17 protein-coding genes are annotated in these 24,044 nt (G+C 66.4%); 9 read left to right on the forward strand and 8 right to left on the reverse strand.

Annotated features, from left to right (window positions below):
- Nucleotides 1–73: 73 nt before the first annotated feature.
- A complete protein-coding gene (locus B9Z01_RS22775; protein WP_085487224.1) occupies nucleotides 74–913 on the forward strand; it encodes a helix-turn-helix transcriptional regulator in 840 nt (279 codons plus the stop codon).
- Nucleotides 914–931: 18 nt separating this feature from the next.
- On the opposite strand, the gene B9Z01_RS22780 is transcribed toward B9Z01_RS22775, so the two are convergent.
- Nucleotides 932–1,873, reverse strand: coding sequence for a LysR family transcriptional regulator (locus B9Z01_RS22780; RefSeq protein ID WP_085487225.1), 942 nt, complete (start codon nucleotides 1,871–1,873; stop codon nucleotides 932–934).
- A 206-nt stretch (nucleotides 1,874–2,079) separates the two neighbouring features.
- Here B9Z01_RS22780 and B9Z01_RS22785 point away from each other — a divergent pair, with 206 nt between their 5' ends.
- From B9Z01_RS22785 to B9Z01_RS22795, 3 genes are all read left to right on the forward strand, one after another.
- Nucleotides 2,080–3,279, forward strand: coding sequence for an amino acid aminotransferase (locus B9Z01_RS22785; RefSeq protein WP_085487226.1), 1,200 nt, complete (start codon nucleotides 2,080–2,082; stop codon nucleotides 3,277–3,279).
- A 120-nt stretch (nucleotides 3,280–3,399) separates the two neighbouring features.
- On the forward strand, nucleotides 3,400–4,191 hold the full coding sequence (locus B9Z01_RS22790; RefSeq protein WP_085487227.1) for a class II aldolase/adducin family protein: 792 nt from the start codon (nucleotides 3,400–3,402) through the stop codon (nucleotides 4,189–4,191).
- 76 nt (nucleotides 4,192–4,267) lie between these two features.
- The gene (locus B9Z01_RS22795; protein WP_085487228.1) at nucleotides 4,268–5,251 is read left to right on the forward strand and encodes a 2-dehydropantoate 2-reductase; all 984 of its coding nucleotides are present in this window, start codon (nucleotides 4,268–4,270) and stop codon (nucleotides 5,249–5,251) included.
- An 86-nt stretch (nucleotides 5,252–5,337) separates the two neighbouring features.
- Here B9Z01_RS22795 and B9Z01_RS22800 read toward each other — a convergent pair whose 3' ends face one another.
- From B9Z01_RS22800 to B9Z01_RS22815, 4 genes are all read right to left on the reverse strand, one after another.
- Nucleotides 5,338–5,532, reverse strand: a complete 195-nt coding sequence (locus B9Z01_RS22800; RefSeq protein WP_085487229.1) for a hypothetical protein — start codon at nucleotides 5,530–5,532, stop codon at nucleotides 5,338–5,340.
- Between the two features lie 18 nt (nucleotides 5,533–5,550).
- The gene (locus tag B9Z01_RS22805) at nucleotides 5,551–7,335 is read right to left on the reverse strand and encodes an FAD-dependent oxidoreductase (protein WP_085487230.1); all 1,785 of its coding nucleotides are present in this window, start codon (nucleotides 7,333–7,335) and stop codon (nucleotides 5,551–5,553) included.
- A gap of 276 nt (nucleotides 7,336–7,611) precedes the next feature.
- Nucleotides 7,612–9,582, reverse strand: a complete 1,971-nt coding sequence (locus tag B9Z01_RS22810) for an AI-2E family transporter (protein WP_085487231.1) — start codon at nucleotides 9,580–9,582, stop codon at nucleotides 7,612–7,614.
- A 210-nt stretch (nucleotides 9,583–9,792) separates the two neighbouring features.
- Nucleotides 9,793–11,073, reverse strand: coding sequence for a DUF445 domain-containing protein (locus tag B9Z01_RS22815; protein ID WP_085487232.1), 1,281 nt, complete (start codon nucleotides 11,071–11,073; stop codon nucleotides 9,793–9,795).
- Between the two features lie 217 nt (nucleotides 11,074–11,290).
- Between B9Z01_RS22815 and B9Z01_RS22820 the strand changes: the two genes are divergently transcribed.
- Both B9Z01_RS22820 and B9Z01_RS22825 read left to right on the forward strand, forming a co-directional pair.
- Nucleotides 11,291–12,517, forward strand: coding sequence for a metallophosphoesterase family protein (locus B9Z01_RS22820; RefSeq protein WP_244196130.1), 1,227 nt, complete (start codon nucleotides 11,291–11,293; stop codon nucleotides 12,515–12,517).
- Nucleotides 12,514–15,135 carry an AAA family ATPase gene (locus tag B9Z01_RS22825; RefSeq protein ID WP_085487233.1) on the forward strand — a complete coding sequence of 874 codons (2,622 nt, stop codon included), beginning with the start codon at nucleotides 12,514–12,516 and terminating at the stop codon, nucleotides 15,133–15,135. The genes B9Z01_RS22820 and B9Z01_RS22825 overlap by 4 nt, the downstream gene beginning before the upstream one ends.
- Here the strand turns inward: B9Z01_RS22825 and metE are convergent.
- Nucleotides 15,069–17,432: a 5-methyltetrahydropteroyltriglutamate--homocysteine S-methyltransferase gene (gene metE / locus B9Z01_RS22830; protein WP_085487234.1), complete on the reverse strand. Its 2,364-nt coding sequence runs from the start codon at nucleotides 17,430–17,432 to the stop codon at nucleotides 15,069–15,071. The genes B9Z01_RS22825 and metE overlap by 67 nt on opposite strands.
- A 132-nt stretch (nucleotides 17,433–17,564) precedes the next feature.
- Here metE and B9Z01_RS22835 point away from each other — a divergent pair, with 132 nt between their 5' ends.
- Entirely contained in the window at nucleotides 17,565–18,494 is a 930-nt protein-coding gene (locus B9Z01_RS22835) for a LysR family transcriptional regulator (protein WP_085487235.1), read from the forward strand.
- 62 nt (nucleotides 18,495–18,556) lie between these two features.
- Here B9Z01_RS22835 and B9Z01_RS22840 read toward each other — a convergent pair whose 3' ends face one another.
- Entirely contained in the window at nucleotides 18,557–20,050 is a 1,494-nt protein-coding gene (locus B9Z01_RS22840; RefSeq protein WP_085487236.1) for an MDR family MFS transporter, read from the reverse strand.
- A 255-nt stretch (nucleotides 20,051–20,305) separates the two neighbouring features.
- Here B9Z01_RS22840 and B9Z01_RS22845 point away from each other — a divergent pair, with 255 nt between their 5' ends.
- Together B9Z01_RS22845 and B9Z01_RS22850 are read left to right on the forward strand one after the other, a co-directional pair.
- Nucleotides 20,306–20,572, forward strand: coding sequence for a DUF1488 family protein (locus tag B9Z01_RS22845; protein WP_085487237.1), 267 nt, complete (start codon nucleotides 20,306–20,308; stop codon nucleotides 20,570–20,572).
- Nucleotides 20,573–20,765: 193 nt separating this feature from the next.
- A complete protein-coding gene (locus tag B9Z01_RS22850; protein WP_085487238.1) occupies nucleotides 20,766–21,401 on the forward strand; it encodes a carbonic anhydrase in 636 nt (211 codons plus the stop codon).
- A 230-nt stretch (nucleotides 21,402–21,631) separates the two neighbouring features.
- On the opposite strand, the gene B9Z01_RS22855 is transcribed toward B9Z01_RS22850, so the two are convergent.
- Nucleotides 21,632–23,956, reverse strand: coding sequence for a PA14 domain-containing protein (locus tag B9Z01_RS22855; protein ID WP_244196131.1), 2,325 nt, complete (start codon nucleotides 23,954–23,956; stop codon nucleotides 21,632–21,634).
- Nucleotides 23,957–24,044: the final 88 nt, after the last annotated feature.

Here is a 24,044-nt window from a genome sequence, read left to right on the forward strand (position 1 = left end):
GCGAGCGGTGCCGCATCCTCGCTGTGCTACGCTTGCCGGAACCGAATCCACGCAGCGCAAGCCGAATTCCATCATGCGTTCCTGGCGCCTCGCTTCACCGCAGCGCAGCGGGCAGATCAGCACCGCGCGCGCAACCGACCTCGTCATGGCGATCTCGCACCCGGACGCCGACGCGCTCGCCGCAAGCATCCTGAAGACCGTCGGCGAGTCGCTGCCGGTTTCGCAGTGCACCATCTTCGCCTATGAATTCGACGCGCGGCCGCGCACGGTATCGGCGGCCGATCATCGCGGCGGCCGTTTCCTGCGCGACGTCGCCGAGCGCTACGCCGCGCATTTCTACGCGCTCGATGGCAATCGCGCGATCATCGGCGCGACGGGGCAAAGGCGGGCACAGAAGCCGGGGCTTGGGCGCACGCCGGCCCGCGACGCGCTCGTGCTGCATCAGCAGCGCAGCGACGAAATCGAGAACGAAGCGTATCGCGCGGCCTGTTACGCGCAGCCGAACGTGTCCGACCGGCTTTCTTTGCTCGTGCAACCCATGGAGAGCGTCTGGCTGTCGATCAACCTGTATCGCGACAGCGCCTACGGCGTATTCGCGCCGGGCGAACTGGAGCGGATCGAAAGCATCGCGCCGCTGTTCGCGCATGCGGCGAGCGGCCATTACGCGCTGAACGGACAGCATCAGCAGGGGCCGGCCGCGGCGATGCTCGCGCGTGCGCGGCGCGTTTGCCCGGCGCTTACGCCGCGCGAACTGGATGTGCTGCGCGGCACGCTCGAAGGCGCGAGCGCCGCCGAAATCGCCGGGCAGATGGGCGTGAAGCCCGCGAGCGTCGTCACCTATCAGAAGCGCGCCTATGCGCGGCTCGGCATTTCGAATCAGCGGCAACTGTTCGCGTTGTGCATGCAGCCTTAGCCGGGCCCCGAAGCGGACTCAAGCCCGCTTCGCGCGCGCCTCGGTCTGCGTCTCACGATCCCAGCGCTTCAACCACGGCATCAGGAAATCCGCGAAACCATCCGCGGACGGCGACAGCGCGCGCTCGGTCGAGCGATACACGCAGACTTCGCGAATCGTTTCGGGATCGACGATGCGCTTCATCACGAGCCCGAACGTGCGCGCGAGCGGCGCGACGTAGGCCGGCGCGAGCGTGACCGCGAGCCCCTGCGAGGCGAGGCCGAATGCGCTCGTGACGTTGTCGACCACGTCGACCGGAATGATGCGCGCCTCGGCCGGCAGGTTCGCGAGCATCTGATCGACCGCGCGTTCGTGGTCGCGCCCGGTCGCGACGATCGGCACGTCGCGCAGATGCTGCCACTGCACGCGGCGGTGCGCGCTCAATGGATGCGTGGCCGAGCACCACATCACCCACGGGCTCGCAAACGCCGGATCGCAGCGCACGCGCGCGCCGCTTTGCCGGTCCGGTCCGATCGCGAGATCGACGTCGCCACTTTCGACGCGCTCCACCAGTTGCTCGACCACGGTGTCGCAGATGCGCACGACCACTTTCGGCTTGCCGCGCGCATAGTCGGCGATCGCCGCGGGCAGCGCGGTGGCCGCGAGCACGAGCGGCGCACCCACACGCACGATGCCGGCCGCGCGGTTGCGGATATCGTCTGCGGATTGGGCGGCCGCGCGCACGTGGCGCAGCACCGATTCGGCCGACGCGAGGAAATCCTGCCCCGCGCTCGACAGCGCGACGCGCCGCGTCGTGCGGTCGAACAGCCGGAAGCCGAGTTCCGTCTCGAGTTCGGCGAGCAACTGGCTGACTGCCGAGGACGTGAGCCCGAGCCGCTGCGCCGCCGCGCCGATGCTGTGCAGATCGGCGATGGCGAGAAACGTTTCGAACTGGCGGATCGTGACGCGGGTGAGGGGCATGCGTCGATTCTAAAGAAAAACTTACGAATCGTGAAAAATCGATTGATTGTGCGCGCAGCGCCGAGGGCCGACACTCATGCGGGTCGACGCAGCCCGGCAAACCCGCTTAGACTTGAGGTTTGCCGGCAGTCCGCGCCACGCGCCGCGTGGCAAGGGCGCCACGGCTGCTACAACAGGCCTTTCGAGGCCGTTTTCAAGGACCCGCCATGTTCGACCACATTCCCGCCTACCCCGGCGACCCGATTCTGAGCCTGAACGAAGACTTTCAGGTGGACCCCCGGCCGAACAAGGTCAATCTGAGCATCGGCATCTATTTCGACGACGCCGGCAAGCTGCCCGTGATCGACGCAGTGCGCCGCGCCGAAACCGCGCTGCTCGACGCGATCGGCCCGCGCTCCTATCTGCCGATGGCGGGCCTGCCGCTCTATCGCGACACCGCGCAGGCGCTCGTCTTCGGCGCGAACCACGCGGCGCGCGCCGCCGGCCGCATCGCGACGCTGCAAACGCTCGGCGGCTCGGGCGCGCTCAAGGTGGGCGCCGATTTCCTGAAGCGCTATTTCCCGGGCTCGCAGATGTGGATCAGCGATCCGAGCTGGGAGAACCATCGCGTCGTGTTCGAAGCCGCGGGACTCACGGTCAACACCTATCCGTATTACGACCCGCAAACGGGCGGCCTGCGTTTTGCCGAGATGCTCGCCGCGATCGACGCCCTGCCCGAAAAGAGCGTCGTGCTGCTGCATGCTTGCTGCCACAACCCGACCGGCGTCGACCTGAGTCCGGCGCAATGGGCGGAACTGGTGCCGGTCCTGCAACGCCGCAAGCTGATCGCGTTCGTCGACATGGCCTACCAGGGTTTCGGCGCGGGCCTCGAAGAAGACTCCGCGTGCGTGCGCCTGCTCGCCGACGCCGACGTGCCGTTGATCGTCGCGAATTCGTTCTCGAAGAACTTCTCGCTTTATGGCGAGCGCGTCGGCGCGTTGAGCGTCGTGTGCAGGAGCGCCGAGGAAGCGGCGCGCGTGCTCGGCCAGCTGATGTCGGCGGTGCGCGCGAACTACAGCAATCCGCCGACGCACGGCGCGCGCCTCGTCGCCAACGTGCTCGCCGATGCGACGCTGCGCGCGTCGTGGGAAGCCGAACTCGGCACGATGCGCGAGCGGATTCTGGCGATGCGCAACACGATTTACGCGGGGCTCGAGGGCCGCGTCAACGATGTGATGCGCACGCGTTATGTCGCGCAGCGCGGCATGTTCACGTATACGGGCCTCTCCGAAAGCCAGGTCGAGCGTTTGCGCAACGAATACGCGGTGTACGTGCTGCGCTCGGGACGCATGTGCGTCGCGGGCCTCAATGCGCGCAACGCGGAGTATGTGGCGTCGTCGATCGCGGCGGTGGTGTCGGGCGACTGAGCAACACGCGAGGCGGCCCAGCCGCCGCGCATGACGGCGACGGGCATGGACGGGCGGCGCGCCGCGGCATGTCATAACGTGATATGAAGCGGCGCCGCAACGACAATCAAGGAGACACTGATGATGACCCTCGAAACGCAACCGGCAAGCGCGCCGCCATCCGCCGTCATGCATCCCGACGAATGGCGCGCGCGCGTGGAGCTTGCCGCGTGCTATCGCATCTTCGACATGCTCGGCTGGACCGAGATGATCTACAACCACATCACGCTGCGCGTGCCCGCGAGCGTTGCCGGCGACGAACGGCACTTCCTGATCAATCCGTTCGGGCTGCACTACAGCGAAGTGACCGCGAGCAATCTCGTGAAGATCGATGCGCAGGGGCGCGTGCTCGACGGCTCGCCGTATCCGGTCAATCCCGCCGGCTTCGTCGTGCATGCGGCGATTCACGAGGGCATTCCCGACGCGCACTGCGTGATGCACACGCATACGACGGCGGGCATCGCGGTGGCCTGTCTCGAAGACGGGCTGCAGCAGACCAACTTCTATAGCGCGCAGTTGCACGAGCGTATCGCGTATCACGATTTCGAGGGCATCACGGTGCATGCGGAGGAAGGCCCGCGTCTGCTCGAACATATCGGCGACAAACAGGCGGTGATCCTGCGCAACCACGGTTTGCTCGCGTGGGGCCGCACGTTGCCGCAGACCTTCGCGTTTCTGTGGACGCTCAATCGCGCGTGCGAAATCCAGATGGCGACGTTTTCGATGGGCCGCGCGCGGCCGGTGCCGGAAGACGTGGCGATCCGCTGCTCGCGCGATTCGTTGCAGTTCGATCCGCGCCACGGCGCCGGGCAGGACGTGTTCGACGCGCTCGTGCGGCGCGTGGACCGCATCGACGCGAGCTATCGGCAATGAGTGGGCAATGAGCGGGCAATGAGTAGATGAGCCGGTTCAGGGAAACAACTCAGGAATCAATGCAAGGATTGAAGCGATGAAAGTAGCGATCTACGGCGCCGGCGCGATCGGCGGCTGGATGGGGGTGAAGCTCGCGCAGGCCGGCCACGAAGTGAGCGTGGTGGCGCGCGGCGCGACGCTCGACGCGTTGCGGCAGCATGGCCTGCGTCTGATCGAAGGCGGTGTCGTTTTCGCCGAGCAGGTCAAGGCGAGCGACAAGCCCGCGGACCTCGGCGTGCAGGAACTCGTCGTGATCGCGGTGAAGGGTCCGGCAATGGCGTCGGTGGCCGCGCAAGTCGCGCCGCTGCTCGGCCCGGACACGATCGTGCTGACGGCGATGAACGGCGTGCCGTGGTGGTTCTGCGACGGGCTCGGCGGCGACTTCGCCGGTCAGCGCCTGAAGTCGATCGACCCGGACGGCGCGATTGCCGCCGCGATCCCGAGCGAGCAGACCGTCGGCTGCGTCGTGCATGCGAGCTGCCTCGTCGATGCGCCAGGCGTGATCCGGCATCACCAGGGCAACGGGCTGATCGTCGGCGAGGCGTCGGGGCAGCCGAGCGAGCGCGTCGAACAGCTCGCCGCGCTGCTCAGGGCGGCGGGCTTCAACGCGTCGATGTCGGCGCAGATCCAGCGAGACGTCTGGTACAAGCTGTGGGGCAACATGACGATGAACCCGGTCAGCGCGATCACCGGCGCGACGACGGACCGGATTCTCAGCGACGAACTCGTGCGCGGCTTCGTCACGCACATCATGCTCGAAGCGAAGGAGATTGGTGCGCGCTTCGGCATTCCGATCGACCAGGCGCCCGAAGACCGTCACGCGGTCACGCTGAAGCTCGGTGCGATGAAAACCTCGATGCTGCAGGACGTGCAGGCCGGCAAGGCGGTCGAACTCGACGCGCTGGTCGGTGCGGTGCGCGAACTCGGGCAACTGACGCGCGTGCCCACGCCTTATACCGATGCGTTGCTCGGGCTCGCGCGTCTGCATGCGAGCACGTTGGGCTTGTATCCGAAGCAGTGAGGCTGTGAGGCCTGCGAGCTTTCCGGTCTCGAAGGCTTGCGGAACGAAACGCCGCGCGTTCAATCGCGCGGCGTTTTTTTTGCGCGCTATGCCGCGACCGTCGCCGTTGATGAAGGAAGCCGCGCCGCGTCGATCAGCGATAGCGCGCGCTGCGGGTCGTCGAGTTCGGTCAGGCACAGCAGCGCGAGGCGGGCCAGATACAACGCCGCCTGCGCTTCGCCTGCGTTCGTGAGCGTGTTGCACAGCGTCGTATAGACGCGGTCGAGATCGCTATCGGTCATGATGATGGAATCCTCACGTTAGATCTTCAGCGTTGCCAGCAGCGCGCGTTGCACCGCAGCCGCGTTGCCGTCGCGCCAGCGCGCGAGTACGTGGCCGTCGGGGCGGATCAGGTAGACGGTGCCGGGTTGCGCGTCGAGCATCTCGTGCAGGCGGCCGCTGCGATCGATCGCATCTGGGCGGCCGGTACGGCGCGCGTCGTTCGCGACGATGCTCACCGTGTTGAACGGAATGCGTTTGCCGGCCAGCGTGTGTTGCAGTTGTTGCCAGGTGGCGTCGTTCGCACTTTCGCTTGTACTTTCGTTTGTACTTTCGCTTGCATCGTCGCCTGCGCGCTCCGCAACAAAACGCAGCGCGGTGAAGCACGGCCCGAGCAGATCGGTCAGATGAATGTCGATGCTCGCGCCGTCATCGGTCAGCTTGAGCAGCCGGCATTCCGGCAGCACCGTGCCCGGCGCGGGGCCGTGCCTGAACGCGTCGGTCTCGCCGCCGGCATGATTGAGCGGCGATTGCCGGTACGCAATCGCATGCGTCTGGCGCGGATTGATGAGCGGCCGCACCGCCGCGTGCCGTTCGGCGAGACCCAGCACCGCCGTGCGCATCAGATCGAACGCGAAGGTCGGCGGCGCCATGAATTCAGTGCTCTTCATGCCGTAGCTCAGATTCTCGCGCGCCGCGTACACGCGCTCGTCGCTGTAGCTGTCGAGCAGATCCGGCGACGCGATGCCGTTGATGACGCAGCCGAGTTTCCAGCCGAGATTGTCGGCGTCGTCGATGCCCGAATTGGCGCCGCGCACGCCGAAGATCGGCACCAGATGCGCGGCGTCGCCCGCGAACAGCACCGCGCCGTGGCGATAGCGTTCGAGTGTGAGCGCGTTGGCCTTGTAGATCGTGATCCAGATCGGCGACCACGCGCCCGTTTCGCCCATCGAATCGAGCAGGCTCTGCACGCGCGGCATCACGTTGCCGGGCTCGATCGCGGCGTCGGGGTCTTCGTCGTCGCGTAGCTGGTAGTCGATGCGCCAGACGTTGTCGGGCTGCTTGTGCACGAGCACGGTCGAGCCGGGATTCGACGGCGGATCGAAATAGGCGAGGCGTTCGGTGGCGCGCTTGCTGTCCAGTTCGATATCGACGATCACATAGCGGCCTTCGTAGGTCGTGCCGGTGAGCTTCAGGCCGAGCAGATCGCGAATCGTGCTGCGGCCGCCGTCGCACGCGACGACCCACGCGGCGTCCATTGTCCAGCTCATGCCCGTGACGCCCGCGGCATCGGTGGCATCGCCGGTGCGCAACGTCAGAGTCGCGCCGCCCGCGGGCCGTTGCTCGATGCCGCTCACGCGCGTTTGCCAGCGCACCTCGATCAGATCCGCGTGCCGTTCGATCTCGTCGAGCAGCAACTGCTCGATCTGGTATTGCGCGATGTTGATCATCGGCGGCAACGATTGTTCGTCGTCCTGATGCATCGCGAAGCGGAACACTTCGGCGTCGCGATAGAAGCTGCGGCCGCCGGTCCACGCGAGGCCTTTTTGCAGGAAGCCGTCGACCACGCCGAGACGCTTGAAGATCTCGAGGCTGCGCCGCGAAATGCAGATCGCGCGGCTGCCGGTGCAGACGCTGTCGTCGGCTTCGATGAGCACCGAACGAACGCCCTGGCGCGCGAGCGCAAGTGCTAGCGTCATGCCGACCGGCCCGCCGCCGACGATCGCGACGGCGCGCGCAGTCGGGTCGCGTCCGTCGACGAGTGGCGGCGGCTCGGCCGGATAACGGCGCGGTTCGAACGGATAGGGTTTGAAGGGGCGGCTCATGCGTGTCTCCTGAGTCTTTGGGGTGCTTGCGAGTGCTGTTGCGTGCCGCTTATGTGTGCCCGCTTATGCGTTCCCACTTACGCGTGCTGGTCACCTGCTGGCAAGACACGCGGCTCCGGCAACCCGCTGCAAATCGATCAACGCAGTATGCAGGAGCGCGTGCGCGCCGCTGTCCTCAATTTGGGTACGACATGGCGCGCGGCGCAAAAAAAACCGCGAGGCGCTTACGCATCCTCGCGGTTTCCTGCGCGCGAACCCGTTTTCAGTCCGCGTGCCTCACTGCGCCCCGGCGGTATGCGTCGGCTGCCGCGCAGACAATGCTCCGGTCGCGGCCCGGCACTCCTCGATCATCGTACGAAACGTCGGCGACGTCTGCAGTGCGCCGGCCGCATCCAGTTCCGCGCCATTACGCTCCGTCGTCTCGCCGACACCGACACCGACCACGAGCGTCGCGCTCGGCCGCCATTCGCGCGTGCGCCGCAGCATGTTGCGCAGATAGGGCGGCGACTCGGGCGCATCGAGCGAGACGATGCAGATGATCGGCGCGTCCTTGAAGCTCGGCTCGTCGGCGCGCGCGCTACGATAGCCCGAGTGCGTCGCCATCATCGGCTTGAAGCCCTGGCGGCCCAGCAGTTGCACCGCAATCGCGGTCGTGACCTCGTCGAACGCGCCGCGTCCGGGCACGCACAGCACCGCCGTTTTTCCGGCTTCGTGAGATTCCTGCGAATGCGCGATCACATGGCCGTCGCGGCGCTCCACGGAATCGCCCTGAGCGGTTGCCAGCAGCGCGCTGGCGCCGTCGCCGTCGGCGGTTTCCACTCGCGAGAACGCATCCGGCAGCCCATTCGTGATCTCGAGGTTCTCGACGATATCGACGAGCGCGTCGTTGACCCGCTGCAACTGCTCCGGCATCAGCACGCCGCGCAGCGCGTCGTTGCGCGCGAGCCGCAGGCCTTCGAGCGCAACCTGGTCGTAGTAGTCGATCAGCGACATCTCGCGCAGCAGCCGTTCGGCTTGCACGATCGCCTCGTGCGGATCGTCGGCGAGCAGCCGCTGATAGAAATTCTGCGCGGGCGTGAGCGCGGGCTGATCGCCGAGCAGCACGGTGAGGAAGTTCAGCCGGTCCGCGTAGCGCCCGAGCGTGACGACGCATAGCGTGAGCGGTGTCGACAGCACGAGACCGATCGGCCCCCACAGCCAGCTCCAGAAGATCGCCGCGACCACCACCGCGAGCGGCGAGAGCCCCGAGCGATGACCATACAGCAGCGGCTCGGCGATCTGCCCGGCCACCACGTCGACGACGATGAAAAGAATCAGCGTGTAGACCGCCATCGTCCATTGCGGCTGGATCGCGGCCGCGAGAAACACCGCGAGAATCGCCGCGATCCAGATGCCGATGTACGGCACGAAGCGCAGCAGCGCGGCGATCACGCCGAACAGCAACGCGCCCGGCACGCCGATGATCGCGAGCCCGATCGCGATAACGCTGCCCGCGCTCAGGTTCACGCCGAGTTGCGCGACGAAATAGCGGGAGAGGCGGCCGGCGGCGTCGTTGATCGCGGTGGTCGTGCGGTGCAGGTCGCGCGAGCCGAACAGGCTGATCAGACGATCGCGCAAATCCTCGCGCTGCAAAAGAATGAAGATCGTCACGACGAGCACGATGAAGGTCGTCTCGATCGGCGCGATGGCCGGCGACAGCGCGCGCTGCGCGAGCTGGATCGGCGTGGGCGCGGGCTCGTGCACCTCGACCGGCTGCGGCACCGCGGGCGCGTTGCGCGCGGCGCGGCCAGTCGGACGCGGCGGGGCGGGGCGCGACGGCGCCATTCGCTGCAGCGTGGCGGCGGCGCTGCTCATCAGCGAATCGGCGCGGCCCACGGTTTTTTCCTGCACCGTTTCGATCTTTTGTTCGATCGCTTCCTGATACTGCGGCAGGTCGCCGGCCAGTTGCACGAGCTGCGCGCCGATCAGCGCGCCGATTGCGAGCAGCGACGCGAGCGCGAACAGCACGGCGATGAAGATCGACGGCAACTGGCCCATGTGCAGGCGCCGCAGCATCTGCACGAGCGGCGCGAGCAGAAAGCTCAGCAGCACCGACAACGTGATCGGCATCAGCACCTCGCGGCCGAAGTAGAGCCCGCACACGACCACCACGCCGGTAATGAGTGACACGAGACCATGCAGGCCCGGCGTGCCGGGCGGGTAAACGCGGTTCGGCCGCCCTTGGGGTGGCGGTAACGATATTTTCATGAACACACTTCCGGTAGGGACGCGCTGCCGGCCGTTCGGCGGCAATGCGCGTCAGCAAGACATATGCCCGAATTGTAGGCGTTTTGGTGGAGCGGGAGCCGAATGGCGAGCCAGGCGCCGTTACGGGCGGACACCAGCCGGAAGCGGCGAGGGCCGAGGAAGCCGCGCGAGCAGCGAAAGCAGCGGGGTGCAGCCGGAACCCGGCCGGTCTCAGCCGACATGCATACGCAGCAGTTCCAGCAGTTGCGAACTCGCATACAGCAGCAGGCCGACAAAACCGCCGACGATCGTCCCGTTGATACGGATGTATTGCAGGTCTTTGCCGATGTTCAGTTCGATCTGCCGCGACATCTCGCCTGCGTCCCAGTTTTTCACGGTATCGCTGATATGGCGCGTGAGGAACTGCGCGAAGTCGGGGGCCATCGCGCGCGCCGCTTCTTCCAGATGGTCGTTCAGCGATTGCCGCAGCGCCGGGTCGCGCGCGAGTTCGCGGCCGATCCACTGGCCCATTGCCGTCACGCGCGCATGCAGCGCCGAATCGGCGCTGTGCAGATCGCGCTTGAGCCATGCGCGCAGTTCGCCCCACATGTCCTTCACATAAGCACTGAACGCTTCGCCTTCGACGAGGTAGCGCTTGAGCGCTTCGCCCCGCTGCAAGAACGCGGGATCGGTCTTGAGCTTCGCGATCAGCTTCTGCACGGCTTCGTCGAACTTGTCGCGCAGCTCGTGCGCGGGATTTTCCGCGATCTGTTCGAGCATGCGGTTCGCCGCGCTCGCAATCACGTCGGCGCCTTTCTCGCCGAGCCACGCCGACGGCAGGACCTTCTCCATCATCGGATACTCGCTTTTCACCCAGTCGACGATGCGCGCGGCGATGAATTCGCGCGCCTCCGGCTCGCGCAGCATCGCGATGACCTGGCCGATACCCGCGTCGAGCAGTTCCTGATGACGGCCGTCGCGCGTGAGCGTGTCGAGAATCGCGCCCATCGATTGCGACAGATCGACCTTCGCGAGCACGTTGCGCAGCGCGTCCCTGATGAAGTTCTGGATGCGCACGTCGTCGGTCAGTTCGAGAATGCCGCTCGTGAGGCGCACGACGTAATCGCCCAGACGCGCGGTATTGGCCGGCTCGGTCAGCCACACCGTGATGCTTTGCGCCGGGTCGTGCCGGCGGATCAGACCGACGAGCGACGGCACGTCGAGAAACTTGTCCTGCACGAAGACCGCGAGGTTGTCCGCGATCTTGTGCTTGTTGCGCGGGATGATCGCGGTGTGCCTCGCGACGAGCGGAATCGGCACGCGCCTGAACAGCGCGGCGACCGCGAACCAGTCCGCGAGCGCGCCGACCATCGCGGCCTCGGCAATCGCCTTGATGCCGTCGATCCACACGCCGCGCGGCATGAAGGCCGTGACGACGAAAACGCAGGCTGCCGCGAGCAGCAGCAATAGCGGCGTGCGCTTGGCCTGCTTCAGTTCTGTGGTCTTGTCCATCGGCAAGGTGGTCCTGTCTGGCGGCGGCTGAAGGAAACGACTGACGGAAACGGCTGACGGGGCCGCCGGGGGGCGGCGAGGCCGGTCCGGCTGCAATGATGCGGTACGGCCGGCGCGCGCGTCCAGCTTGCGCACGCGGTGCGGCTTCGGCACGGTAACATTCGCGCTTGGCACGTCGCAACGAAGCACAACGCAAGGCTACGGCAATGGGGGCACAGTGATCAGGTTTCTACACACCGCGGACTGGCAGATCGGCACGCAATTCGGCCAGTTCGAGCCAGACGAGGCCGCGCATCTCGCGCAGGCGCGCTTCGACACCGTGCGCCGCATCGCCGCGGAGGCGGCCGCGCGTAACGCCGACGCGGTGCTCGTCGCGGGCGACGTATTCGATCTGCAAACGGTCTCGGACACGGTGATCCGGCGCCTCTTCGCCGCGCTGCAACCGTTCTCCGGGCCGTGGATCATGCTGCCGGGCAATCACGACGCCGCGCTCGTCGAAAGCGTGTGGACCCGCGCGCAGCGGCTCAATTGCATTACGCCGAACGTGCGCGTCGTGCTCGAACCCGGCGTCGTGCTGCTCGACGCGTGCCGCTGCGCGCTGCTGTGCGCGCCGCTCACGCAGCGCATCACCTACGACGACACCACCGCGTTCTTCGATACCACCGAGACGCCACCCGGCTATCACCGGGTCGGGCTCGCGCATGGCAGCGTCGGCGGCATTCTGCAGGAGAGCATCGATTCGTCGAATCCGATCGCACCGACGCGCGCGGCGAGCGCGCGGCTCGATTATCTTGCGCTCGGCGACTGGCACGGCCATCTGCGTGTCGACGAACGCACGTGGTACGCGGGCACGCACGAGCAGGATCGTTTTCGCGCGAACGAGCCGGGCTTCGCGCTCGACGTGACGTTGAGCGAGCCGGGCGCGCCGCCGCGGGTCGAGGCGGTGCGGGTCGGTCAATATCAGTGGCATCGCTGGGACGAGACGATTTCGGTGCCGACCGACGTCGATACGCTTGAAGCACGGCTCGCCGCGCTCGGCGCTCACGACGTGCTGCGTGTCGAGGCCGGCGGCACCGCGGCACTGGCCGATGCCGAAGCGTTGCGCGTCGCGATCGAGGAAACCCGCGCGCGCGTGCGCGCATTGCGTGCCGATCTGAGCGGCCTGCACGTGTTGCCTACCGCCGACGACCTCGCCGAACTCGGCGCGCAAAGCGGCTATCTCGCGAAGGTGGTCGCGCGGTTGCGCGGCTTGCAGGAAGAGGCGCAAGCGGATCCGCAGCAGGCGCGGCGCGCGGCCGAGGCGTTGTTGCTGCTCGCGCGCTTTCAACGCGAACAGCGGCCCGCGCAGCAACGTGATTCACAAGCCGGGCAGCCGCATGATCCACAAGCCGCGCAGCCGCATGATTCATCAGCCGCGCAGCCGCGCGGGGCGAGGTCCGCATGAAGCTGCAGCGTATTGCGATTCAGGAATTCAGGCAGTTCAGCGGGCGGCTCGTGATCGACGACTTGCAGCCCGGCCTCAATCTGTTCACCGGCCCGAACGAAGCCGGCAAAAGCACGATCGCCGAAGCGGTGCGGGCGGTGTTTCTCGAACGCTACAAGGCGTCGCATCTGAAGGATCTGCTGCCGTGGGGACTCGCGAGCGGACAGCCGTCGGTGGAAGTGAGCTTCGATCTCGATGGTGTCGCGTGCCGTTTGTCGAAGCAGTTCGTCACGCGCCAGCGCTGCGAACTGAGGATCGGCCAGGCCGTATTCACCGAGGACGAAGCCGAAGACAAGCTCGCCGCGCTGCTCGGTTTCTCGCGCGCCGCGCGCGGGCCGATGAAGGCCGAGAACGCGGGCGTGCCCGGTCTGCTATGGGTGCAGCAGGGCAGCACCCAGGAGATGCGCGATTCGACCGGGCACGCCGCGCAGTATCTGCGCGATGCGCTCACGCAATTGTCGGGCGGCAGTGAATCGGCCGGCGAAGACGCGCTGATCGCCGCCGTGCAGCGCGAATTGCGGCAACTGCTGACCGCGCGCACGCAGAAGCCGACCGGGCCGCTCGCCGAAGCCGAACAGAAGCTCGCCGCGCTCGTCGCGAGCCGCGCTGAGCTGCAACAGCAGCGCCAGCAGTTCGACGACAACATCGCGCGGCTCGCCGCGCAGCAGGAAGCATTCGACGACGCCGGGCGCCGGCGTCCGTGGGAGCTTCACGAGCAGAAGGCCGCGCTCGCGCAGCAGCGCGCCGCCGCGCTCGCGGAGCTCGAGCGCAGCGTGCAGGGGCTCGCGCAGTCGCTCCAGGTGAGCGAGGCCGAACTGGCGCTGTCGGTGCAGCAGGAACAGGGCGCGGTCGAACTCGAAGCGGCTGTCGCGCGCGAACGCGAGCAGTTCGACGCGGCGCGCGCCGAGGTCGCCGCCGCGCAGACCGCGCATGCGCAGGCCGCGAGCAGCGTCGCGCAATTCGAGCAGGCATCGGCCGGTGCGAGCCGCGCGCTCGAACTCGCGAACGCGGCCGTGACCGCTGCTGATCTGCGCAGCCAGATCGAGTTTTACCGCGCGGAGAGCGCGCGTCTCGAAGCGTCGATCGCCGAGGCGGACAAGGCGAACGAAGCGGTACTGCAAGCGACGCGCGAGGCAGCGGCGCTCGAAATCGACGAGGCGCAACTGAAGCGGCTCGTCGCGCTCGACGGCGAACTGACGGTGCTGCGCGCGCGTACCGAAGCCGCGATGACGCGCATCGAGTACCGGCTGAGCGGCGAGTTGAGCGTCGGCGATGCGCGCATCAGCGGCACGGGCGTGCTGCGCGTCGATGAGGAAAAGCGCATCGGCCTCGGCGAACTCGGCGAATTGCGCGTGATTCCGGGCGTGTCCGATCTGTCCGCGCAATTGTCGGCGCTCGCGTCGCTCGAAGCGCGGCATGCGCAGTCGTTGCAGGCGCTCGGTGTTGGGTCGGTGGGCGACGCGCAGGCGCGGCACGAGCAGTGGAAGACCCTGGTCGCGCAGCAGAAGAGCCAGGCGAAGATTCTCGGCGTGCACGCGCCGCAGGGTATCGACGCGTTGCGCACGGCGCTGGCATCGACGGCGGCGCGCTTGCGGACTGCGAGCGAGCGGCTCGCGAGCCTGCCCGACGTGTCCGCCGCGCCGCCGCTCGACGACGCGCGCCGCAACGCCGACATCGCGCGCGACGCCCTGGAGGCCGCGCGCAAGGTGCTCGCGCAGGCGGCCGAAACACGCTCGACCGGCGTCGCCACGGCCGAGTCGCTCGCCGCGCAGCTACAGCGCAAGGAAGCGCAACTCGCCGACGACGCATTTCGCCGCAACCGTTCGCAGTGGCAAGCGAACATCATCGAGCAGCGCGTGAAGGTCGACGCGTTGCGCACGCAGCGCGAAGGACGCGAGCGTGAACTGGAAGCGGTGCGTCTCGACGATCCGGCTGCGGAAGCGAAGCGCTATCGCGCGTCGGCAGAGCTGGCGCGCCAGGAGCAGCACGAGCGCCAGGTGCGGATCGCGCAACTGCGCAGTCAACTGGAGACGATGGGCGCGTCGGGGCTCGGCGAACGGCTCGCGGCACTCGACGCGCAGATCGAGCAGGCCACGCGCCGCAAGGACGAACTGAGCCTGCGCGCGAGCGCCTTGAGTCTGCTCGACGAAGTGCTGGTCGACGAACGCGATGCGGCGGTTGTGCAACTGCGCGCACCGTTGACCGAGCGTCTCGGGCACTACCTGAAGCGGCTTTTTCCGCAATCGGGCATCGCGCTCGGCGACGATCTGAGTCCCGCGACGCTCGAACGTGAAGGCCGCGCGGATCTGCTCGACGCGCTGAGTTTCGGCACGCGCGAACAGTTGGGTATCCTGACGCGGCTCGCCTACGCGGACCTGCTCAAGACATCGGGCCGGCCGACTCTGCTGATGCTCGACGACGCGGCTGTGCATACCGACGCAGCGCGACGCGACGCGCTCAAGCGCGCGTTGATCGATGCGGCCACGCGGCACCAGATTCTGGTGTTCACGTGTCACCCGGAACTGTGGGACGACCTCGGAGTGAGGCTGCGGGCGCTCGAAGATTTGAAGGTGGCGTGAGCGTGAGCGTGAGCGTGCGCGGGCAGACGTACCGTCAGCTTCTCGCGCAGGACCTTCGCCGCCCGCACCATGTTCGATAACGCCGCCTCGGTTTCAGGCCAGCCGCGCGTCTTCAACCCGCAATCCGGATTGACCCACAGCCGCGCGGCCGGAATCACTTCGCAGGCGCGTTCGAGCAGCCGCAGCATCGCATCCGTGCCGGGCACGCGCGGCGAGTGGATGTCGTAGACCCCGGGGCCGATTTCGTTCGGATACGCGAACGCGCCGAAGCCGTCGAGCAGTTCCATCGCCGAGCGTGACGTCTCGATCGTGATGACGTCGGCGTCCATCGCGGCGATCGACGGCAGGATGTCGTTGAACTCCGAGTAGCACATGTGCGTGTGAATCTGCGTTTGGTCCGCGACGCCGGACGCCGAAATCCGGAACGCGCGCGTTGCCCATTCGAGATAGTCGGCCCAGTCTTTTCGACGCAGCGGCAGCCCTTCGCGGAACGCCGGCTCGTCGATCTGGATGATGCCGATGCCCGCCTTCTCCAGGTCCACCACTTCGTCGCGGATCGCGAGCGCGAGTTGCAGCGCGGTGGTCGAGCGCGGCTGATCGTCGCGCACGAACGACCATTGCAGCATCGTCACCGGGCCCGTCAGCATGCCTTTCATCGGACGCTGCGTGAGCGCCTGCGCGTAACGCGCCGTTTCGACCGTGATCGGCTCGGGACGGTAGATGTCGCCGTAGATGACCGGCGGCTTCACGCAGCGCGAGCCGTAGCTCGGCACCCAGCCGTTTTCCGTGAACGCATAGCCCCACAACTGCTCGCCGAAATATTCGACCATGTCGTTGCGTTCGGCTTCGCCATGCACGAGCACGTCGAGCCCTAGCGCTTCCTGCTTGCGCACGGCGAATTCGATTTCGGCGCGCATGCGCTGCAAGTAGTCGAGCGCGCGCATCTCGCCGCGCCTGTACGCTGCGCGCGCCTCGCGGATCGCGGCCGTCTGCGGGAACGAGCCGATCGTCGTGGTGGGCAGCAGCGGCAGGTCGAGCGCCGCGCGCTGCACGCGGTTGCGTTCGGCGAACGGGCTGCGGCGTTCGGCCATCGCATTGCTCACCGCGGCCACGCGCTTTTGCACGAACGCGTTGACGACCGCGCCCGAGCGGCGGCGCGCGTCCAGAGCGGCACGCGCGGCGTCGAGTTGCGCGGCGGCTGCGGCCGGGTCGCGCAGCGCGGTGGCGATCGTCCTGAGTTCGCCGAGTTTTTCGGTGGCGAACGCGAGCCACGACTTCAGATCGGCGTTCAGTTTTTTCTCCGCGGCGAGCGAGACCGGCACGTGCAGCAATGAGCACGACGGCGCGATCCACAGACGTTCACCGAATTGCGCGTGCAGCTCCTGCAACGAATCGACGATAGCAGGCAGATTCGCGCGCCAGATATTGCGGCCGTCGATCACACCCGCCGACAGCACCGCATGCGCGGGCAGTGCGGTGCGCCACGCGTCGAGCTGCTGCGGCGCACGCACGAGGTCGACGTGCACACCCGCGAGCGGCAGGCGAGCGACGCGCGGCGCGTGTTGCGCGGCGCTGTCGAAGTAGGTGGCGAGCAGGATTTTCACGTCCACTGTGCCGAGCACGTCGTACGCGGCGCAAAACGCGTCGAGCCACGGCTCGGGCAGATCGGCGCACAACGCGGGCTCGTCGAGCTGCACCCATTCGATGCCGCGTTGTTTGAGCTTGTCGAGCAGGCGGCTGTAGCGGATCACGAGCTTCGGCAGCAGCGACAGACGGTCGAAACCGGCGACGTGGCTCTTCGAGAGCCACAGGTACGTGATCGGCCCGATCAGTACGGGCTTCACAGGAGCGTTCAACGCGAGCGCTTCGTCGATCTCGTCGAACAGCCAGTTCACGCCGCCGTTGAACGTCGTGTCCGGCGCGAGTTCCGGGACCAGGTAGTGGTAGTTCGTGTCGAACCACTTGGTCATTTCCATCGCCGGCTGCTCCGCGTTGCCGCGCGCCAGTTCATAGTACTGGCCGAGCTGCAGCGCCATCGGCTCGAAGCCGAAGCGCTCGGGCAAGGCGCCGAGCAGCGCGCTTTGCCCGAGCATCTGGTCGTAGTAGGCGAAATCGCCGACGGTGATGAAATCGAGCCCTGCGTCGCGCTGTTCGCGCCAGTGACGCGCACGCAATTCACGCGCGACGCCGCGCAGATGCTGTTCGTCGGTTTCGCCGCGCCAGAACGATTCCTGGGCGAATTTCAGTTCCCGTTGCGCGCCGATGCGCGGAAAGCCGGAGACATGCGTACGGGCCATCTGAAGTCCTGTGGTCGGTCCTGGTCAATTGGCGACAGTGTGGAAGTCAGGCTATGATTCATCAAGCGACATGTTTTCAACAATGTATGAGCCATATTCATATCCAAAATCTTTCCGTGCAGAGGCGCCCTCATGCTTGAGCTGCGCCATTTGCGCTCGCTTATCGCCATCGCCGATTCGGGCAAGCTCGTCGCGGCCGCCGAGCGCGTTCATCTGAGCCAGTCGGCGCTCTCGCATCAGATTCGAGATATCGAAGCGCATTACGAGGTGTCGCTGTTCGAGCGCACGCGCCAGGGCTTGCGGTTCACCGCGGCGGGCGAGCGGCTGCTCGCGCTCGCGCGTGAGATGACCGCCGCGCTGAGCACGGCGGAGCGCGATCTCGTGCGTCTGAAGGGCGACACGCGCGGCGAATTGCGCATCGTGCTCGAATGCCACACCTGTTTCGACTGGCTGATGCCGGTCATGGACGAATTCCGCCGCCGCTGGCCCGAGGTCGAGGTCGATCTCGTCGCGGGCTTTCATGCGGACCCGCTGCGTTTGCTGAGCGACGGCAAGGCCGACATGGTGATCGGCTCGAAGCCGGTCACGCGGCGCAACCTGCATATCGCGCCGCTGTTCCGCTTCGAGATTCTGGTCGTGCTCGCCAACGAGCATCGGCTGCGCAACAGGCGCCGCATCGGGCCCGAGGATCTGCGCGGCGAGACGCTGATTACCTATCCGGTGCCCGAGGCGCGCATCGATCTGATCCGTGAAGTGCTCGAACCGGCCGGCATCAGGCTCGAGCGGCGCACGGCCGAGCTGACCATCGCGATCATGCAACTGGTGGCGAGCCGCCGCGGCATCGCGGCGCTGCCGAACTGGGGCGTGAAAAACTACGTCGATCACGATTACGTGCAGGCCAAGCGTGTCGGCCCGCATGGCTTGTGGAGCGAGCTTTATGCGGTGGTCGCGAAAGGTTTCGCGAGCCGGCCTTACTTCGACGATTTCGTGAGGATCGTGCGCGATACCTGCGCGGCGCGGCTCGATGGCATCGAGTTGTTGATGGAGCAGGGCGCGGGGTGAGCGGCAGCGGGGCGCTGGCCGCCTGCATGGGCAAGGTGCTCGACGCCCCGACAGCCGCCGACTCAATCCTCCAGCGGCGACAATGCCTCGAGCGGCACTGGCTTTTCGCCGCCGATCCTGATCGCCGGCACGAGCGAGAGCAGCGCGACCACGAAGAGCGCGATCACGAAGATCGACACGAACGTCAGATGCAGCGACTGATGCAGCACGAGGCGGATCAGGTCGCTGTTGCCGAGATCGGCCGCCTGGTTCTGCAGCAGCGCCTTCAACTGGTCCGACGTGACCACGGCGACACCCGTCGAATGACTGAGCCCGAAGTTGAGCACCGCGCCGAACAGCGTCGCACCGAGCGTGCTGCCGAGGTTGCGCGAGAACAGGTTCGATGCGGTGGCGCTGCCGCGCTCTTCCATCCCGACGATCTCCTGGATCAGCACGAGCGAGCTGACGCTCGACGTGCCCATGCCGAAGCCCATCACCAGCGAGGCGAACGCGGCGACGAGCGGCGAAGCGCCCGGCGAGAGAAACAGCAGCAGCACCGCGCCGAGCGGCACGAACGCGCTGCCGCCGATCAGGATGCGCCGCAGGCCGATGCGATGGAACGACTTCGCCGCGAGCGTCGCGCCGGTGGGCCAGCCGACCATCATCATCGTGAGCGCGAGGCCGGCCACGACCGGCGAACGATGCAGCACGCCCTGCACGTACATCGGCAGGAACGTGGTCGCGCCCATCAGGATCATGCCGGCGAGCACGGTCGAGCTATTGCACGCGGCGATCGGCCGGCGGCTCCACAGTGCGAACGAAATCATCGGCTCGGCCGCGCGGCGCTCCTGCAGTACGAAGAGGAACACGCACAGCACGAAGGCGCCGCCCGCGAGCGAGGCCTGCGTGAGGGCGTTGTCGCCCGCGTAGGTCAGCGCCATCATCAGCGCGGCGATCGCGGCCATGAAGAGCGCGGCGCCGCTGAAGTCGATCGACGGGCGCGCATGCCGCTCCGCTTCACGCAGGAACGCGATGAAGCCCGCCGCCGACGCGAGGCCGATCGGCACGTTCATCCAGAAGATCCACGCCCACGACAGGTTGTGAATGATGAAGCCGCCGACCATCGGCCCGACCACCGCCGAAATCGCCCACACGCTCGCGAGATAGCCTTGCACCTTGCCGCGTTCGCGCGCGGGGTAGAGATCGGCGACGATGGTCAGCGTGACCGGTTGGATCGCGCCCGCGCCGACACCCTGGATCAGGCGGAACACGATCATCGCTGGCATCGACCAGGCAAAGCCCGCGAGCACCGAGCCGGCGAGGAAGATCGCGATGCCGACGAGTATCACGGGCTTGCGTCCGTAGAGGTCGGCGAGCTTGCCGAAAATCACGGTCATCGCGGTCTGCGTGAGCAGGAACGACGAGAATACCCAGCTATAGAGATGCAGGTCGCCGAGTTGCGAGACGATCTGCGGCATCGCGGTGGAGACGATGGTGGCCTCGATGGCGACCATCGCCATCGAGGCCATCACGGCGGCGATGACAAGAGGACGTGAAGATTGAAGGCTGCGGGACATGAAGGCGTAGTATCGGTATGTTGGGCGCGCGCGGCGGTTCGAAGGAGGTTTGCCGCGGCGCATCGGCGCGGCCGCGTGAGGCAGCCGCTGTGGAGTATGCACCTTGCGGAGAATGCGTGCCCGCAATCCGGCCGCAGGCGCGCCACGCCGGTTCGCCCCGGACGGCCCGTCCGGGGCGTGGCGGTTTGGCCGGTTTGACTGGTTGACACGGGCGTTGCGCGTTCAGGATTCCCTTTCGACACATGGAGGACGATTATGAGGATCGAATTCACCGGACGCCGGGAAGTGATAGCTGCCGCGCGCGTCGCCTTCGAGGCCAATGTGGATGGGGCGGACGTATGGTGCAGCGTATCGCTGGACGCGCTGAACGACCATTTCGGCAACGGCGGCCCGTCGGCCCATGATCTGGTGGGGACCTTCGAGGCGAATCGCGCGCGCATCGAAAATGCCACGCGGCGCGTGCTCGAAAGGAACGGCGGCCGGTCCGTGGAACTCGAGAGCGGAGATTTCGACAAGGTTTGAAACGCCGGTTTTAACCGGAGCCGCGACGGCGAATGACGCATCGAGGCGCATCGCGTGTGCCGCTCAGGGCCGCGTGAAGGTACGCCGGTAGCGCGCCGATTAGCACGGCGGTTCGCGCGGCTGACGGGCGGCTGCGGTATAGTCGCGGTCGCGGCAATCAGTCATCTGTCTCTTCGAGACTCTGGAGAAAATCGTGCAGGAAATCATCGAAGGTTTGATCCGCTTTCAACGCGAGGTCTTTCCGCAGCAGAGTGCGCTGTTCAAGCGTTTGTCGACAGCGCAGAATCCCAGCACGCTTTTCGTGACCTGTTCGGATAGCCGCGTCGTGCCGGAACTGCTCACGCAGACCGAACCGGGCTCGCTCTTCGTGATCCGCAACGCAGGCAATATCGTGCCGTCGTACGGCCCGGAGCCGGGCGGCGTATCGGCCACGGTCGAGTATGCGGTGGCGGTGCTCGGCGTGCGCGACATCGTGATCTGCGGGCACTCGAACTGCGGCGCGATGACGGCGATCTCGACCTGCACGAACCTCGAACATATGCCGGCGGTCGCGAACTGGCTGCGTCACGCGGATGCGGCCAAGGCGATCAATGCCTCGCGCCATTACTGCTCGGACACCGAGCGCCTCGAGGCGCTCGTCAAGGACAACGTGATCGCGCAGCTTGCCAACATCCGCACGCATCCGCCGGTGGCGGTCGGACTCGCGAATAAAACGCTGCGGCTGCACGGCTGGATCTTCAACATCGAAAGCGCGGAAATGCTCGCGCTCGACGGCAAGAGCGGTGAGTTTCTGTCGCTTGCGGATAACCCGGAAATTTATGCGAGTTAATGCGACTTTGGATGTGGTCTTGAGTGGATTTTTTTGCGTGCCTTTTAGCGTTGTTTCTTGATGCGTCGATTCTCACGGTCAGGTAAGTCAGGTAATACGGGCGATTGACGCGGTGGCACGAAGCCCCGCATGAAAAACGCGGCGCAGCGGATTTTCCGTGCGCCGCGTTTTTTTGTGCCGGTGCAGCGAGTTCAATCTCACCGCAACCGGCCGGTTGCCATCACATCCCCTCAGCTCGACGTCACGAGCGAATCCGACGGCACGATCTTCAGCACGCCCGGGTTGCTCGCACTCGGGTTCGACCACAGCAGATGCATGCTCGCCGCCCCCGTGCCGTGCACATACTCGACCTTGATCGACGCGCGCTGCTTCGCGGCGAGCCAGATCTTGCCGCTTGCGGTGCCCTGCGTCGCGCTCTTCTTGTCGATCACCTTCACGCCGTTGATCCACAGGCGCGCGACGTTGTCGCTGTCGATCGAGAACGTGTAGGTGCCGTCCTGGGTCGCCTTGATCGCACCGCTCCAGCGCACGCCGTAGTTCGTTGCGTTGACGCCGGCGGAGGCGTCAGGTGAATCGGTGCCGCGCTCGGTGTTCAGATCGAAGTCGATCAGCGGTGTGATCGAGGTCTTGACGGGCGCGCTCGCGAACGTCGGGTCGTTGTAGTACGCGACCTGCAGCACCGGCAGTTTCACGTCGAAGCCTCCTGTCAGCGCCTGCGTTTCCGAGGTCTGCCACGGATGGCCGTCCGGGTAGATCGTCCCCTGGAACGGCGTCGCCGGTTCGACCGTCGCGGGCGCATCGGGCACCTGCCCCCAGTGGAAGCGGGTATTGGTGCGGCCGATCATCAGTTCCCAGACGATAAAGCCCGTCGTGCCGCCGTAGTTCGCGACGATGCCCGGCATCGTCTGTCCCGTCGTACCCGGGAAGCCGCGTTGCAGCGTCTCCGAATTGAGCGCGCTGATGTTGCTGCCGTTGACCGGGCCCGTGTACGGATTGCCGTACGGATGGAACGCGTAGAAGTCCGAAAAATAGCTGCCTTCGTCTTCCTGCACCTGCGGCGCGTTGATCGGCTGCGTCGCGCCCGCGTTGAGGATCGCGATGCGCGCGTCGTTCATCAGCACCGCGCGCGTGTTCTGCAGCGCGCCGTTGCCGCTACAGCCGGGCTCGTTCATCGTCTCCCAGAAGATGATGCGCGGGTCGTTGCGATGCGGCGCGACGAAGTCGGTGATGTAGCTCGCGAGGTTCTGCTTGTAGGTGACCGCGGCGTTCGACGCGCTCGGCTGGAAGTACGCCTGCTCGACGGGCGTGCCCGGCGACTGCACCCACCGGCTGTTATGCACGCCCCAGATCGGCGCGGCCTGCGGGCCGTATTGCGGGTTCGCGTTCCAGCAGTCGTCGTAGAAGATCGGCGAGACCTTGATGCCGTGGCGCGCGGCGATCTTCAGCAGGTTCTCGAACTTGCTCAGGAATGCCACACGATCGTTGGCCCACACGAGGTAGTGCAGGTACACCGCGATCGTGTTCATGCCGTACGTTTGCGCGTAGGTCAATTCGCGGTTGACGATCTCGGGATCGTAGTTCTCCCAGAAGTCGATCGCGTTGACCGCATTCGACGGGGTGTAGACCGCGCCGACCACTTTCGAGAAATCGTAGCTCGGCGAGGTCACGGTCGGATAAGTGTGGATCGTGATGTTGCTGAACGTCGCGCCGACACCGAAGCGCCGCAGCCCGAAGCTGCCCGACTGGAACACCGTGGGCAGCGCGTTGGTCGCATCGTTCACACTGACGATGCGCTGGCCGTCGAGGTCGACCGTGATCGCGGTGCCGCTCGTCGTGACCTTCAGGTGATGCGTGCTGCCGCCGACGACCGAGGCGACCGGATACTGGATGAAATTGGTCCAGCTGTTGTTCTGTCGGCCTACCACGAGCGAGTGGCTGCCCGTGTCGAGGCCGATGAAGTAGCCGGTCAGGCTGTCCGGGCCGCCCGCGCTCGGGTTCGTCGTGCGCACGATGAAGCCCGCGTTCGCCGCGCCCGTGCCGACCGGCGCGGTGACCGTCACGTCCGCTTCGTACGAGGCCGTGGCGTAGGTGCTGGCGAGCGCGACGGTCTTGTCGCCGGCGCCGGTGCCGTTGGTGGGCGGCGCGTCGATCGTGATCGTCGATGGACTCGCGCCCGCGCGCCACGTGTCGGTCGATCCCGGCGCGAGGTAGCTCGTGAAATCGCCGAATGAGAGCGTGGTCGTCGAGACCGGCGCGGGCGGTGCGGGCGGCGTGTAGGACACGAGGTTGAGGGTCGGGTCGGCGATCACGAGCGGGGGCGTGGTCGTCTTCATCCCGAGCGGAATCGTTTTAGCTGCCTTGAATTCTTTTTGCACATCGGCCGCGTCGGCCGAAGCTGCGGCGGCCGCCGAAGCCGAGGACGCCGCGGTGGCGTCGACCGCATTGACCGCGGCGGCTTGTTTGTTCGCGGAAGCGGAGGCACTCGGCGAACCGTCGTTGCCACCGCACGCGCTCAGCATGGCGAGTGTCGTCGCCAGCACAAAGTAATTGCGCACCTTTATCTCCTGAGGTCCCCGCTTAATTGATGGTCATAATTATTATTAAATATGCATACGGTTGATCGCTCTGTAAGCGATGCCGTAA

It is taken from the genome of Paraburkholderia susongensis (genome assembly GCF_900177725.1).
Lineage (GTDB): Bacteria > Pseudomonadota > Gammaproteobacteria > Burkholderiales > Burkholderiaceae > Paraburkholderia > Paraburkholderia susongensis.

Bases quoted from the DNA above. Each gene is read 5' to 3' on its own strand.
- B9Z01_RS22805 (WP_085487230.1), bottom strand. From the start codon at position 7,335: ATGAGCCGCCCCTTCAAACCCTATCCGTTCGAACCGCGCCGTTATCCG.
- B9Z01_RS22845 (WP_085487237.1), top strand. From the start codon at position 20,306: ATGAGGATCGAATTCACCGGACGCCGGGAAGTGATAGCTGCCGCGCGC.
- B9Z01_RS22795 (WP_085487228.1), top strand. From the start codon at position 4,268: ATGAAAGTAGCGATCTACGGCGCCGGCGCGATCGGCGGCTGGATGGGG.
- B9Z01_RS22840 (WP_085487236.1), bottom strand. From the start codon at position 20,050: ATGTCCCGCAGCCTTCAATCTTCACGTCCTCTTGTCATCGCCGCCGTG.
- B9Z01_RS22775 (WP_085487224.1), top strand. From the start codon at position 74: ATGCGTTCCTGGCGCCTCGCTTCACCGCAGCGCAGCGGGCAGATCAGC.
- B9Z01_RS22825 (WP_085487233.1), top strand. From the start codon at position 12,514: ATGAAGCTGCAGCGTATTGCGATTCAGGAATTCAGGCAGTTCAGCGGG.
- B9Z01_RS22810 (WP_085487231.1), bottom strand. From the start codon at position 9,582: ATGAAAATATCGTTACCGCCACCCCAAGGGCGGCCGAACCGCGTTTAC.
- B9Z01_RS22800 (WP_085487229.1), bottom strand. From the start codon at position 5,532: ATGACCGATAGCGATCTCGACCGCGTCTATACGACGCTGTGCAACACG.
- B9Z01_RS22790 (WP_085487227.1), top strand. From the start codon at position 3,400: ATGATGACCCTCGAAACGCAACCGGCAAGCGCGCCGCCATCCGCCGTC.
- metE (WP_085487234.1), bottom strand. From the start codon at position 17,432: ATGGCCCGTACGCATGTCTCCGGCTTTCCGCGCATCGGCGCGCAACGG.
- B9Z01_RS22785 (WP_085487226.1), top strand. From the start codon at position 2,080: ATGTTCGACCACATTCCCGCCTACCCCGGCGACCCGATTCTGAGCCTG.
- B9Z01_RS22780 (WP_085487225.1), bottom strand. From the start codon at position 1,873: ATGCCCCTCACCCGCGTCACGATCCGCCAGTTCGAAACGTTTCTCGCC.
- B9Z01_RS22835 (WP_085487235.1), top strand. From the start codon at position 17,565: ATGCTTGAGCTGCGCCATTTGCGCTCGCTTATCGCCATCGCCGATTCG.
- B9Z01_RS22815 (WP_085487232.1), bottom strand. From the start codon at position 11,073: ATGGACAAGACCACAGAACTGAAGCAGGCCAAGCGCACGCCGCTATTG.